Source organism: Snodgrassella sp. ESL0323 (genome assembly GCF_013346865.1).
GTDB lineage: Bacteria > Pseudomonadota > Gammaproteobacteria > Burkholderiales > Neisseriaceae > Snodgrassella > Snodgrassella alvi.
This window is the reverse complement of sequence record NZ_JAAEDT010000011.1, coordinates 78041-90834: the sequence shown is the minus strand read 5'-3', so window position 1 is coordinate 90834 and position 12794 is coordinate 78041. Positions and strand designations below refer to the sequence as shown.

Genomic DNA, 12794 nt, shown 5'->3' with positions numbered 1-12794 from the left:
AATCAGACCGCCTTTTTCTTCTGATGGAAAATACTTTCCAGCACCAGCAACACCGCACCGACACAAATCAGGCTATCAGCAACATTAAATGCCGGATAAAACCAATTATGGTAGTAGAACAATAGAAAATCAACCACATGCCCGTGCACCAGCCGGTCTGTTACATTACCTGCGGCCCCTCCTATAATCATGGCTGCAGCAACTTTACCCAGCTTTGCGAATTCATCACGGATAATTGCACGCAACAGATAAACACAAATCACCAGAGCCAGTCCCATAAAAAAGAATTTTTGCCAGCCTCCGGCATCTGCAAGAAAACTGAACGCCGCGCCGGGGTTATATGTCAGTGTGAGATCAAAAAAACCCGGTATTACCGTAATTCTTTCTAGATATTGAATATGGCATAAAACCAGATATTTCGTTAACTGATCAGCTATCAGCCCCGCAATAATAATTGCACCATATAAAAACAATTTTTTACTCAGCATAACCTTCCCTAAAAACCAAACAGGCGTAACCGGCCAAACCAATTACGCCTGAATCATTCAAATCATGCCAAAATAACCGGCAATATTAAAATCATTAACCCGCATCAAGCATATAACCGCTGTTCACCGGCACCATCGATATTAAGTGCACAACGACCGCAGATTGTCGGGTGTTTCGGGTCAGAACCCACATCATTTGTATAATGCCAGCAACGTTCACACTTAGTACCCTGATCAACAGTGACCGTAGCCGATAGCTCATCACCCTGCTCAACAGTAACCTTGGCAACCATCAGCACGAAGCGTAACTCATCACCAATTGCTGTAACAAAAGGCAGAATTTCTGCAGGCACACGAATAGCCACATCGGCCTGTAATGACGAACCAACATTCTTATCAGCACGCAAAGGCTCAATCGCCGCATTAACTGTATCTCTTACAGCACGGATTGCCTGCCACTTCTGCGCCAGACCGGCTAACTCCGCCTCGGCCATAGACGGGAACACATGTACAGTATGATACAGCACACTATCCTCATCATTACCTGTTAAAACAGCCCAGGCTTCTTCAGCCGTAAAGCACAGAATCGGACTCAGCAGCAATACCAGATTACGCGTAATATGATAAAGCGCAGTTTGTGCACTCCGACGACCATGGCTGCCTGCCTGCATTGTATACAGACGGTCTTTCAGAATATCCAGATAGAAAGCACCCATATCCTCCGAACAGAAATGCACAATATCCTGTACCGCAAAATGGAATGCATAACGGGTAAAGTGATCATTAGCTACGCGCTCCTGTAACTGCTGAGCCAATACCAGAGCATAGCGGTCCAGCTCAAGCATATCTGAAATCGCTACTGCATCCGTTTCCGGATTAAAATCACTCAGATTGGCCAGCAAAAAGCGCAGCGTATTGCGCAAACGACGGTAGCTTTCAGAAACCCGTTTCAGAATTTCATCAGAAATGGCTAGTTCACCGGAGTAATCGGTAGAAGCCACCCACAGGCGCAGAATATCAGCACCCAGACTGTCATTGACCTTTTGTGGTGCAACCACATTCCCAACAGATTTGGACATCTTCTGTCCATTACCGTCCACCACAAAACCATGTGTCAGCAACTGTTTATAAGGAGCACTGCCAACCGTTGCACAAGCTGTCAGCAATGAAGACTGAAACCAGCCGCGATGCTGATCCGAACCTTCCAGATACAAATCAGCCGGCCATGCCAGTTCAGGGCGCTGACGCAATACTGCATAATGCGTACTGCCCGAATCAAACCAGACATCCAGCGTATCCGGCAGCTTTTCATATTCATCTGCATCAGCCCCTAACAGCTCATGCTTATCCAATGCAAACCAGGCTTCAATTCCGTGCTGCTCAATCCGCTTAGCTACCTCTTCCAGTAACTCAGCCGAACGCGGATGCAACTGACCAGTTTCCTTATGCGCAAAAAACGCCATCGGAGTACCCCAGTAACGCTGGCGGGAAACCACCCAGTCCGGACGCCCTTCAATCATTGCCTCCAGACGCGCACGTCCCCATGCAGGGAAAAATTCAGTAACATCAACAGCATTCATAGCCTTATTGCGCAATGTTTTACCATCGGTACCTTCCTTATCCATACCGATAAACCACTGACCGGTTGCCCGGTAAATCAATGGTGTTTTATGGCGCCAGCAATGTGCATAACTATGGGTAATTTTGCCATTAGAGAGTAACTTACCTTCTTCCGCAACCCAGTCGATTACCACCGGGTTACCTTCCCAGACTGTCATACCGGCTAACCGTGGCACATCACTGATATAGCGCCCTTCGCCATTTACTGGGTTATACAACTTAATTCCATAGCGCAGACAGGCAAAATAATCATCCAGACCATGTGCCGGAGCAGTATGTACCATACCAGTACCAGCCTCGGTAGTAACATGGTCACCCAGTAATACCAGAATATCTCTATCCAGAAACGGATGATTTAAATGCAGATTTTCCAGTTGCCGGCCAGCTGTTTCAGCCAGTACCGCCGTATCATCCGCACCAAAACCAAACCGGGCTAAAGCCGCCTCAGCCAGCTCTTTAGCCAGCACCAGCTTACCTTTAGGCGTATCAATCAACTGATAAACCACTTCTGGCCCGACACAAATTGCCTGACTGGCCGGCAAAGTCCACGGAGTTGTTGTCCAGATAACACCATATACCTCACCCAGCAGCTCATTCAATCCGAAAGCTTTCGCCACTGCAGCATTATCTTTAAACTGATAAGCCACATCAATCGCATAAGAAACCTTATCCTTATACTCTACCTCTGCTTCTGCCAGCGAAGAGCCGCAATCCAGACAGAACTGTACCGGCTTCTCACCACGATACAAATACCCGCCCTGCTGAATTCGTCCCAGCGTACGCACAATATCTGCCTCGGTTTGATAGTCCATAGTCAGATATGGATGTTCCCAGTCACCCAGTACACCCAGACGCATAAAATCTTTTTTCTGCCGGTCAATCTGTTCCCGTGCATATTCCCGGCATAACTCGCGGAATTTTGCAGCCGGAATATTCTTGCCGTGCTTTTTCTCCACCATCAGCTCAATCGGCAAACCGTGACAGTCCCAGCCCGGAACATATGGTGCATCAAAACCAGCCAGCGTCTTACTCCGGATAATAATATCCTTCAATACCTTATTTACAGCATGGCCGATATGAATATCACCATTTGCATATGGAGGACCATCATGCAGAATAAACTTAGGTCTTCCCGCTGCCAGTTTACGCAGTTTCTGATAACGCTTCTGTTCATACCAAGATTTCAGCCAGCCGCCTTCACGCTTGGCCAGATTACCGCGCATTGGAAACGGCGTATCCAATAAATTTACTGTTTTACTATAGTCAGTCATGACTTTCTCTTTAAAATATATTTAACTTTTAATATTCAGAATAAATTCAGTTCAATAAATTTTACGGCCACCCGAACATAATCCTGCTATTCAGGCAGCCTGCCATATTCGGGCAGCTTCCATATCAGCAAAAATCTGCGTCTGTAACACAGCCAGAGACTCAAACTTCAGCTCATCGCGCAGTTTATGCAAAAAATGCACCTGTAAACGCTGCCCATATAAATCATCTTCACAATCAAAAATATGCACTTCAAGCTTTTGTAAACTGCCCGAAGACACAGTCGGGTTTTTACCAAAACTGGCTACCCCGCGCTTACGCCCGAAAGCTCCGGATACATCGACCACAAATACCCCGTTCAGAGCATAGTGCAAAGCCGGTAAATGCACATTAGCAGTAGGACAACCCAGTTCACGCCCCAGTTTGGCCCCATGCTTCACACGACCACTCAGCGTATACTCGTGCCCCAGCAACAACTGTGCATAAGCCAGATTACCCGAAGCCAGTGCCATCCGCACCGCAGTACTGGATGCGCGCACATCTTCAACCACAATTGAAGGCGTGTGCTCAGTAACAAACTCATTCTGCGACTGCAATAAAGTAAAATCACCGCTGCGCCGTGTACCAAAGCGAAAATCATCACCTACCAGCAAATAGCGCGTGTGCAAATGCTTAACCAGCATCTGACTGATAAAATCCATCGGTTGCATAGCTGCAAACTGCTGATTAAACCGCACAACATAAACCGCATCAACACAGCCGCTTGCAGCAAGCAGATCCAGCTTATCGCGCAGCGGAGTCAGACGAAACGGCAAAGTTTTCCCTGCTTGCTGCGCAAAAAATTCCTGTGGTTGCGGCTCGAACATCATCACCACCGAACTAAGCCCGCGCTGTCCGGCTTCCTGACGCAAACGCATCAAAATATGCCGGTGCCCGCAATGAACCCCGTCAAAATTACCGATAGTCACCGCAGTACCATCCGGCCAATCCGGCTGCTGCCCGCTCCCCAACCAAACTCGCATACAATTCTTGAATAAATCAAATAATAAAACGTATCATTGTAAACATTTCAGCCAGCCTTAGCCAGCTCAATTGCTCAGGATTTTCCAGCCGTTTCAACCATCAAATCCACTTTATTCTCAAGAACAAACAAATTTTAATACAGTTATCCCCCCATTTCTTGCTAAAATAGCCGCCAACCTGAAGCTAAGGCTATCAATAGCCAGCAACACATCAGAAAATTTATTAGGTAACACAATGGCCTTTCGTTTTGACATCATCTACGAATACCGTGAAATGTTTTATTACGGTGCGCTTACAACACTCGGCGTCACCCTGATTTCCACATTTATGGGCACACTTCTCGGTCTGATTTTTGCCCTTGCACGCATTATCCGCATTGAAAAAGGCGGGCTGCCCATGCGTGCTTTCGTATGGTCATTGCGCCAGATTTCCCTGCTCTATGTAACCATTTTCCGCGGCACACCCCTGTTTGTACAGATTTTCATCTGGTATTTTGTCTGGTTTCCACTACTCATCAACCCTGCTGACGGTCTGATTATCAGTGGCGATCTGGCTGTCGAACTGCGCCGCAACTACGGTGCACTGATAGCCGGCGTACTCGCACTTTCAGTTAATTCAGGAGCTTACATTACCGAGATTTTCCGTGCAGGCATTCAGTCAATAGACCGCGGGCAATTCGAAGCTTCCCGCTCTCTTGGTCTGAGCTACACACAGGCCATGCGCTATGTCATTCTGCCACAGGCTATCCGCCGTATGCTGCCTCCGATTGGTAACGAATTTATTACCCTACTTAAAGACAGCTCACTTTTATCCTCCATCGCCGTAGTCGAACTAGCTTTTGCCGCACATGCCGCAGCCGGACGTTATCTCAATTACGAGACACCGCTATACACGATTGCCATAATTTATCTAATAATGACCATCGCCTTAAGCTGGTTCTTCTCATGGCTGGAGAAAAAATACAATAAAGGTTATCAGCACTGAGTTTAGACAAATATCAATAACATGAGAACAGGACGGCTAAAAATCAGCCGTCCTGTTTCATTTTATAAAATAGCAAAATTCAACCTCATAACACCAATGTACAAGCCGGTTTATAGCCTTACTGATACCAGAGTCAAATCAGTTACATTTATCACCATATGGTTTTCCGGCCCAATCAATATTATTGCAGACCAGCTATTTAAAATTGCAAAGCCAATGCTGAAAAATATCTTTCTGAACCTACTATCAAATATTAAGCATCATAAATAACACCAGTCAGTTATCGATTAGTTTTAATATGAAACTAATCAAGAGACAGATATCAAAAATATCCTAATTCATACAGCTTTATTTACATTTTAGAAATCTGTACTATAGATTTAAACAAAACCCGGAATAAAAAAATCAGATAAATCAGCAGAAAAATATAAATTTAATTTAAAAATAACATAAAAAAACAAAACCATTAAAACAAACAAAATTTATAATGAAAAATAATAACTTGACACAAATTAAACAAATTGATTAACTATTAACTTATATATTTATCTTATCAACAGAAAAAGAGAAAAACATGAAAGCTGTCAGATTACATGCACAACACGATATCCGCATAGATGAAATCGAAAAACCAAAACCCAAAGCCGGTGAAATACTGATTAAAATCGGTGCTGCTGGCGTTTGCCACTCAGATATACACCTGATCGAAAGTGGTATCCCTGCAGGTGCTCCTGCATTTACCCTTGGACATGAAAATGCCGGATGGGTTGAAGAACTGGGCGAAGGAGTAACCGATTTTAAAGTAGGCGATGCAGTCATGGTATACGGACCATGGGGTTGCGGACATTGCCAGCCTTGTCAGCAATCTATGGAAAACTACTGTGAGCATCAGTCGGAATCTCCGATCCTCGGCGGTGGACTGGGTACCAATGGCGGCATGGCTGAATACATGATTGTTCCTTCCAGCCGTTTACTCGTACCTTTGCATGACCTGCACCCGGAAGAAGTAGCCCCTCTTTCCGATGCAGCCTTAACCCCCTATCATGCAATTAAACGTTCTGCCAGCAAAATAACACCGTCTGCTTTTGTTCTCGTAATCGGCATAGGTGGTTTAGGACATATGGCTGTACAAATCCTGAAACAGCTATATTCAGCCACCATTATTGCCGGTGATATCAATGATGAAAAACTGGAACTGGCCAAAAAATATGGTGCGGATTATGTAATACGTACCGACCGCGATATCGGTAGCATTGTCGAAGAAATTACCCGTATTACCGGTGTGAAGAAATGTGCCGTCGTACTTGATTTTGTTGGCAATAAGCCAACTCTGACTTTGGGCGCACAAACAGTCGGATTAAACGGCGACTGGACAGTAGTTGGTCTGGGTGGCGGCAAACTTGACTGGCACTGCATGAATCAGCCATGGGGAGCATCGCTTTGTACACCCTATTGGGGTTCACGGGTTGAACTGATGGAAGTGCTGGACATGAAAAGAAAAGGTATTATAAATATCGAATACACCACCTACCCCCTTTCACAGGCTCTGGAAGTATACGATAAACTGATTAAAGGAGAGATTAATGGCCGTGCAGTACTAATACCTTAATCTTTCCTAATAGAATCAGGCTGAGCAATATGTATAACCACAGCCTGATTCTATAAAATTCACGTTATCTTGAGGGATAAACAATTAATTACTATCATCAATAAAAAAACCATCCGGTGGCTGTTGTATCAACGCAGACCAAACTTAAAAAGAAAATCTGTTTCGCAATAACCCATTCTCATTAACAATTTTACTGACTTTATATATTTTTTACCGCATCACTTCCATTAATACTTTAAGTTATCCTTCTAGTAAAAAATTAATCCTCTGAATTTTCAAAAATTTTTCGGTATAACCAACTATTCTTCAACCAATCTTATGTTTTTAACATATACTATTTCTCGTTTTTAATATACATTCACTATATTAAAATCAGCCAACACAACACCAATGAACTAATACTTAACTTAATAAACTATGGTTTCAAATTAATACAATATAGAACATATGAATACGAAATTAATGCCAGAGAAAATTATCAAAACCAGTAAATTCCTAAGCTATATTCTGAGACATAAGCCGGAAACAATAGATATCACCTTAGATCAGCAGGGATGGGTAAATATAGAATACTTAATCAAACAGGCAAACCTGCATGGAGAACAACTCACCAGAGATATTATCGAGGTGGTTGTTAAAACAAGTGATAAAAAACGATTTACCATATCTGAAGATGGCTTAAAAATTCGTGCAGCACAAGGACATTCAACTGATCAGGTCCATATCAGTCATAATGCGCAAAAACCGCCAGAGTTTTTATATCATGGTACAGCCACAAGATTTATGGATTCAATCAAACAGCAAGGATTAATCGCAGGGAGCCGCCATTATGTACATCTGTCAGCTGATGTGAATACTGCGATAAAAGTCGGCACACGTCATGGCAACCCTATTGTGCTGCAAATACACGCCTTAATAATGTATCAGGCAGGATATCAATTCTATCTGGCGGAAAACGGAGTATGGCTGGTTCAAACCATACCAACACAATATTTACAACCATATGAATGAGCAAATAAATTATAAATATTTAAAAACAATATTTTATTAAAAACGAAGAGTTTACAAAATTTGTCTTTTCAATAGAGTTAACTCCTCATCAGATAGTTTATTTACTAACTTATTACTATTGATAATCGACGAAATATACTGAATAACTTCTTTATAGTCATTATAAAATAAGGTAGAGAAAAATGATGTAATAAAATCAGAATTAATTCTATTTAATTTTTCAATTAGATCTGCAATATAATCCATCAAATCTTGCTTACTAAATAAATGATTTAATAAAGTGTTCATATTATAAGGGTTAACGGAATTTTTGCATAGAATCTCCATTTTCTCCATTACTATTTTTTTCAATTTATATTTTTGAACACTATTAAAATTCTCTGTGTCTAGCTCTACTATGACAGTAAAAATAAAATCTTCAAAAGTAACTTGGGATATAATTTTATCATCAGAAAACATATAAACTATAAATTTAAATATCTCTTCTGATGAAACATCTTTATAATAAAATTTTGATAAAATATATATAGCTCTTCTTAGTTGTTTTTCTGGAAGACTATCTAAATAATGTTTTAAATCATATCCAAAATTATTACTTTTTTTGGTTATCTCATCAATTTCAATTTCAATCTCTTCATCAAAGGCACTCATTTCTTTATTACTCCTCATAAATTAACAATTACTTTTTTGTGTAATCAACATTGTATTATACTTTATTATACAAAAAACATACTTTAATTAAAAATAAAGAGTTTACAAAATCTGTCTTTTCAATAGAGTTAACTCTTTATTAGATAATTTATATATATTGGTATATCTATTTACCAAAATTCGATATCTATCGTTAATTTACTACCTAAATCAGCTATGAAATCTAACGTATTTTTTTTCAAATATATGTCTGATCGCTTTTCATTCTTATATACATGACCATAAATTGTGAATACAAAATCTATATCATTCTCTTCTTTAAATTTTAATAATATATTTAGTTTGTTTTCAATCCTATCAATTATCTGACGTACTTGATGATCCAGATCATTTAGTGAATTTATACAATGCTGTAAACACCAGGTGGTTTCTATAGCCGGGCTGTATTTGCAATTTTTCATACTTCCCCTGATAGTATATTTTGTAGGCGAAATTCCTAGTAATTTGGTTACACTACTTGGATTAAAGTTGGGGCCACATATGATAAATTCTATAGTCACTTCAGTTTGTAACATTTTACTCTCTTATAAATAGTACTTTATTTTCCAGATTAAATTTTATTTCTGTAAGAAACAGTTTTTAAAAATTTATGGAATCACCTTTTGCTGGTTTTCCTAGGCTATACTAATTTTTTCAATCTTCTTTTTAAATCAGTTTTTAAAAAGTAATGCTAGTTTTAAAGAATATATAATGACAATTATATTATTTAAAATTCAATTAAATAATATTTTCATTCTTCATATGTTCTTTTCTACTATCCTATTATATAGTTTAGCTAAATCTAATGCAGCTTCATTATCATCTTTTTATTGCTTAACGTTAAAAGATTTTTTGAAGCTGCATATTACCATCATTTTATAGGATAAATTTTTGCCTACAGATATATGATTTCTTGACAAATATCTTTATCAATTACAAACACCTCTACTCTGAATCCTTCAGGATAATCTTTAAAACCTAAGACATTCTCCCGTTTCTTTTTTTCCTCAATTGCTCTTTCCAAAGAAGAAAAAGTTCCAATTCCAAATTCACTTATCCCACTTTGCTTTGTTTCCTTAGCATGAATCAAAACATATACTTTTGTTTCCGTCATATTAACTCCCAGCTTAGTTTTTTTGTACCTGTTTATATAGTGACAAATCCTTCACGCCATTCATCCTGATCTAAATAAATTTCATAAATATCTAATCTCTTCAAATTACTTACATAATAGATTTTTGAAAAAATTTTTTTTCTTTCTAAAGCTATCTCATAAGTACTATAAATACCTAATATTTGTTCTGCTTCACCATCAAAATCGTCAGAATTCGGTGACGCCTGTGAAATTTTCTTGTTTCCATGATATGAATAAGTAACATAACCTAAACAAAATAAAGTCTGCATCTTTATATCCTTTTTTTATATTTCTAATATATAAAATATAAGTAAATATATCAACATCAATCTATAATTTTTAATTTAATTACTTTCTGTTTATTTCTTTTTGGGTTTAACCCTTCACCCTCTAAAAGATTTTTTAATTGACTAAGCTTACTATGACATCCTCTATTTCTTTTATAAGAACAAAATTTTTATCATAATAATCCAAAAGTATACGCAAAACAATCTGCTCAAGTGCATCATATACAGATGAAGTTTTCTTCCAGGCCAACTAAGTACATCATCAATTATGTCCTAAGTAATAATTTATCATTAATCCTTACCTCACAATAGGTTTATATTTATTTTTATCTTCACAATATGGATTCTGAGGATTACTAATCTCAATTAGTAAGTAAAAATTTTTGTTCAATGCTTTTATTTTTACACGCTTTCTTTTACTTTTTAGCTTACAAAAGCATCATCGGGATATGACTTTGACAAGCTTATCTATTTTTATTATAAATTTTCACCATAATCTTTTTAAGTATATTTTATAGAATAATGGTATATCTGATAATCATTTCGAATACCTTGTCATCTATGTTAAATACAATGAATTTTAAGATTTTCCAATAATATTGTCTTTGTTTTCAGCGATAAAATTTTTTAATTCATTGTTATATTTCTCATAGTAGTCTTTAAATTTATTTCTATTATATATGCGTTTATACAGATATTTTCGACCATAAAGCGCACTATGTATATCCTGATAGGAAGACGCCTGCTTCTCCCACTCTTTAAGTATAAATAACTGCTTTGTCTCTTCAGCTGATAATAAATTTAAATTTCTAATCAATATAACTTCCTGTGAACGGGAGTCCATATTATAATGCCATATATATCTGGTTATATTATCTACCTCTCTAAAATAAGCTAAATTTTTATGAAAAATATTATCAGCTATCATTTGTCTGGCATAGCGGGCTAAACAAAATCGATGTGGTTTTTTCCAGTCTTCAGGTTTTTCTAACTGAGCAATAAATTTCTCTGCGGCTTCATACCATTGTTTCCCCTCTAAATCAGAGAACATACTTTGAATACTAAAGGATTTATAAGATTCCCATGTATCTTTTCTATTCACCATTACATATACATTAGCATAACCTTCTATTTCTTCCAAACGGCAAATAGTAGCTGCAAAATAATTATTTTTTGCCAGACATAATCCTATAAATTTATTTTCTATTTTATTCATAAAATATCAGCTTATTTTAAATAATATTCATCTAAACAATTCAATTTCTTTGCTAAATCTCTCGAACTCTGCTTCATAACGCTTATAATCTCTTTCAAATAATTCTTTATCATTTAAAAACATATAGATACATGAACGACAAGAGACCCCATAAAATATGTCCTCATAACGATATGCTTTTTTTCCCAATCCTTTAGTATAAACAACTGTTTTTTTTCTTCATATGTTAATAGGTTTAATCTTTTGATTAATGCAGTTTCCTTTAAACGTGAAATCATTGTGTAGCGATATATATATCTATCATTTATATCTTTGTTATAATGTAGAGTTTCACTAAAAATATCATCCTTTAAAATCTGTCTGGCATATCGAGCCACACAATAACGATAAGGTCGTTTCCAGTCTTCAGGTTGATCTAGTCGGGAAATAAATTTTTTAGCTAGTTCAGAAAAATGTTTAAACTTTATATCTAAAGCAGAGTTATCTTTTTTCTCTAAATTTGCAAATAGAATTTCTGTACAATGTGTATATGATTCCCATGTATCTAGTCTGTATATAAATCCTGTAAGAGTAACAATGAAATAATCATTTCTTGCCAAATAACCTTTTCTTAATCCGCTTTCCATATTAGTCTAATGTAAAATTAATGCGTAATTTTATTTACCCATACATTAGTATCATTTTTTTTTAGAATCTTCAATGTTTTTTTAATTTATAAATTGGCATTTAATAATGCCTGAAATTATAAGTCAAAATTATTTCATTAATCTTATAAAAAATAATTTCTGCTGATTTCTATCCGATATTTTCTATTTAGAAGTACAATAAGATTACCTAATATTCAAATTGAATAATTTATCTACTTTTTAACAGCTAATGCTCTTATATAATCATCAAGTGTTGAAATATCCTGTAAATTAATTGGTTTATTCAACGCTTTCATTCTTTCTATTGCAATATCTGTTATATCTTCTAGCTTAGGGTGATCTTCTGTAAAATTTATTATACCCATATCCGCCAGCTCATCTTCTGGTCTCAAATAACCTGAGGGAACGTCAAAATTATTGGCAACTTCATGCCATAGTTCCAAAATACTGGTTTCAGAGAATTCACTGTCATGATATAAATTCAAAATTTCTTCATCGTCCAAATATTTTCTAGTATTTTTTAAATTCTCTAAATATTTTTTTTTATGACTTCTATCTATATAAATAGAAACCAATATAGAAAAAATAAAGAGAATAATAAAAAAAATTACCATATTATATTAAAATTTATTGAAATAAACATTAACCTGATTAATTTGCAGCTATTATAATTACAAATTACTAAACATATCAATTATTAGTTACTTAATATTTTTTCATTCAGACCTCACTACCTATGTTTATCTACTAAGTTTATCTGATTCCCCTTGCTTATCAAGCATAGTTACAATTAAAAGTAGTTGATAGAGCCAGAT

At 37.1% G+C, this 12794-nt stretch carries 13 protein-coding genes; 3 read left to right on the top strand and 10 right to left on the bottom strand.

Annotated elements, in window-relative coordinates; all coding sequences use genetic code 11:
• Positions 1 to 2 precede the first annotated feature (2 nt).
• The 3 genes from lspA to ribF all read right to left on the bottom strand — a co-directional run bounded on the left by lspA (position 3) and on the right by ribF (position 4399).
• Positions 3 to 488, bottom strand: a complete 486-nt coding sequence (lspA, locus tag GY065_RS02545; RefSeq protein WP_037475735.1) for a signal peptidase II — start codon at positions 486 to 488, stop codon at positions 3 to 5.
• 104 nt (positions 489 to 592) lie between these two features.
• Positions 593 to 3379 carry an isoleucine--tRNA ligase gene (ileS, locus tag GY065_RS02540; RefSeq protein WP_174832974.1) on the bottom strand — a complete coding sequence of 929 codons (2787 nt, stop codon included), beginning with the start codon at positions 3377 to 3379 and terminating at the stop codon, positions 593 to 595.
• A 90-nt stretch (positions 3380 to 3469) separates the two neighbouring features.
• A complete protein-coding gene (gene ribF / locus GY065_RS02535) occupies positions 3470 to 4399 on the bottom strand; it encodes a bifunctional riboflavin kinase/FAD synthetase (protein WP_174832973.1) in 930 nt (309 codons plus the stop codon).
• Positions 4400 to 4634: 235 nt separating this feature from the next.
• Here ribF and GY065_RS02530 point away from each other — a divergent pair, with 235 nt between their 5' ends.
• The 3 genes from GY065_RS02530 (at position 4635) to GY065_RS02520 (ending at position 8004) form a co-directional block, all read left to right on the top strand.
• A complete protein-coding gene (locus GY065_RS02530) occupies positions 4635 to 5384 on the top strand; it encodes an amino acid ABC transporter permease (RefSeq protein ID WP_037475657.1) in 750 nt (249 codons plus the stop codon).
• A 574-nt stretch (positions 5385 to 5958) separates the two neighbouring features.
• On the top strand, positions 5959 to 6993 hold the full coding sequence (locus GY065_RS02525) for an NAD(P)-dependent alcohol dehydrogenase (protein ID WP_174832972.1): 1035 nt from the start codon (positions 5959 to 5961) through the stop codon (positions 6991 to 6993).
• Positions 6994 to 7440: 447 nt separating this feature from the next.
• Positions 7441 to 8004, top strand: a complete 564-nt coding sequence (locus GY065_RS02520; protein WP_174832971.1) for an RNA 2'-phosphotransferase — start codon at positions 7441 to 7443, stop codon at positions 8002 to 8004.
• Positions 8005 to 8055: 51 nt separating this feature from the next.
• Here the strand turns inward: GY065_RS02520 and GY065_RS02515 are convergent, their stop codons facing one another.
• The 7 genes from GY065_RS02515 to GY065_RS02485 all read right to left on the bottom strand — a co-directional run bounded on the left by GY065_RS02515 (position 8056) and on the right by GY065_RS02485 (position 12593).
• The gene (locus GY065_RS02515) at positions 8056 to 8655 is read right to left on the bottom strand and encodes a hypothetical protein (protein ID WP_174832970.1); all 600 of its coding nucleotides are present in this window, start codon (positions 8653 to 8655) and stop codon (positions 8056 to 8058) included.
• Between the two features lie 170 nt (positions 8656 to 8825).
• On the bottom strand, positions 8826 to 9230 hold the full coding sequence (locus GY065_RS02510) for a DUF4279 domain-containing protein (protein WP_174832969.1): 405 nt from the start codon (positions 9228 to 9230) through the stop codon (positions 8826 to 8828).
• Positions 9231 to 9589: 359 nt separating this feature from the next.
• Positions 9590 to 9808 carry a hypothetical protein gene (locus tag GY065_RS02505; RefSeq protein WP_078474196.1) on the bottom strand — a complete coding sequence of 73 codons (219 nt, stop codon included), beginning with the start codon at positions 9806 to 9808 and terminating at the stop codon, positions 9590 to 9592.
• Between the two features lie 32 nt (positions 9809 to 9840).
• Positions 9841 to 10098 (bottom strand): hypothetical protein, encoded by a 258-nt coding sequence (locus tag GY065_RS02500; RefSeq protein WP_174832968.1) that lies wholly within the window; start codon positions 10096 to 10098, stop codon positions 9841 to 9843.
• Between the two features lie 598 nt (positions 10099 to 10696).
• Positions 10697 to 11332: a hypothetical protein gene (locus GY065_RS02495; RefSeq protein ID WP_174832967.1), complete on the bottom strand. Its 636-nt coding sequence runs from the start codon at positions 11330 to 11332 to the stop codon at positions 10697 to 10699.
• Between the two features lie 113 nt (positions 11333 to 11445).
• Positions 11446 to 11958: a hypothetical protein gene (locus GY065_RS02490; protein ID WP_174832966.1), complete on the bottom strand. Its 513-nt coding sequence runs from the start codon at positions 11956 to 11958 to the stop codon at positions 11446 to 11448.
• Between the two features lie 233 nt (positions 11959 to 12191).
• Positions 12192 to 12593 carry a hypothetical protein gene (locus tag GY065_RS02485; RefSeq protein ID WP_084584857.1) on the bottom strand — a complete coding sequence of 134 codons (402 nt, stop codon included), beginning with the start codon at positions 12591 to 12593 and terminating at the stop codon, positions 12192 to 12194.
• Positions 12594 to 12794: the final 201 nt, after the last annotated feature.

What these genes read in the sequence shown, in the direction of transcription:
- GY065_RS02495 (WP_174832967.1), bottom strand. Translation starts at nt 11,332, where the DNA reads ATGAATAAAATAGAAAATAAATTTATAGGATTATGTCTGGCAAAAAAT.
- GY065_RS02510 (WP_174832969.1), bottom strand. Translation starts at nt 9,230, where the DNA reads ATGTTACAAACTGAAGTGACTATAGAATTTATCATATGTGGCCCCAAC.
- GY065_RS02485 (WP_084584857.1), bottom strand. Translation starts at nt 12,593, where the DNA reads ATGGTAATTTTTTTTATTATTCTCTTTATTTTTTCTATATTGGTTTCT.
- GY065_RS02500 (WP_174832968.1), bottom strand. Translation starts at nt 10,098, where the DNA reads ATGCAGACTTTATTTTGTTTAGGTTATGTTACTTATTCATATCATGGA.
- GY065_RS02490 (WP_174832966.1), bottom strand. Translation starts at nt 11,958, where the DNA reads ATGGAAAGCGGATTAAGAAAAGGTTATTTGGCAAGAAATGATTATTTC.
- GY065_RS02515 (WP_174832970.1), bottom strand. Translation starts at nt 8,655, where the DNA reads ATGAGTGCCTTTGATGAAGAGATTGAAATTGAAATTGATGAGATAACC.
- GY065_RS02525 (WP_174832972.1), top strand. Translation starts at nt 5,959, where the DNA reads ATGAAAGCTGTCAGATTACATGCACAACACGATATCCGCATAGATGAA.
- ribF (WP_174832973.1), bottom strand. Translation starts at nt 4,399, where the DNA reads ATGCGAGTTTGGTTGGGGAGCGGGCAGCAGCCGGATTGGCCGGATGGT.
- GY065_RS02530 (WP_037475657.1), top strand. Translation starts at nt 4,635, where the DNA reads ATGGCCTTTCGTTTTGACATCATCTACGAATACCGTGAAATGTTTTAT.
- GY065_RS02520 (WP_174832971.1), top strand. Translation starts at nt 7,441, where the DNA reads ATGAATACGAAATTAATGCCAGAGAAAATTATCAAAACCAGTAAATTC.
- lspA (WP_037475735.1), bottom strand. Translation starts at nt 488, where the DNA reads ATGCTGAGTAAAAAATTGTTTTTATATGGTGCAATTATTATTGCGGGG.
- ileS (WP_174832974.1), bottom strand. Translation starts at nt 3,379, where the DNA reads ATGACTGACTATAGTAAAACAGTAAATTTATTGGATACGCCGTTTCCA.
- GY065_RS02505 (WP_078474196.1), bottom strand. Translation starts at nt 9,808, where the DNA reads ATGACGGAAACAAAAGTATATGTTTTGATTCATGCTAAGGAAACAAAG.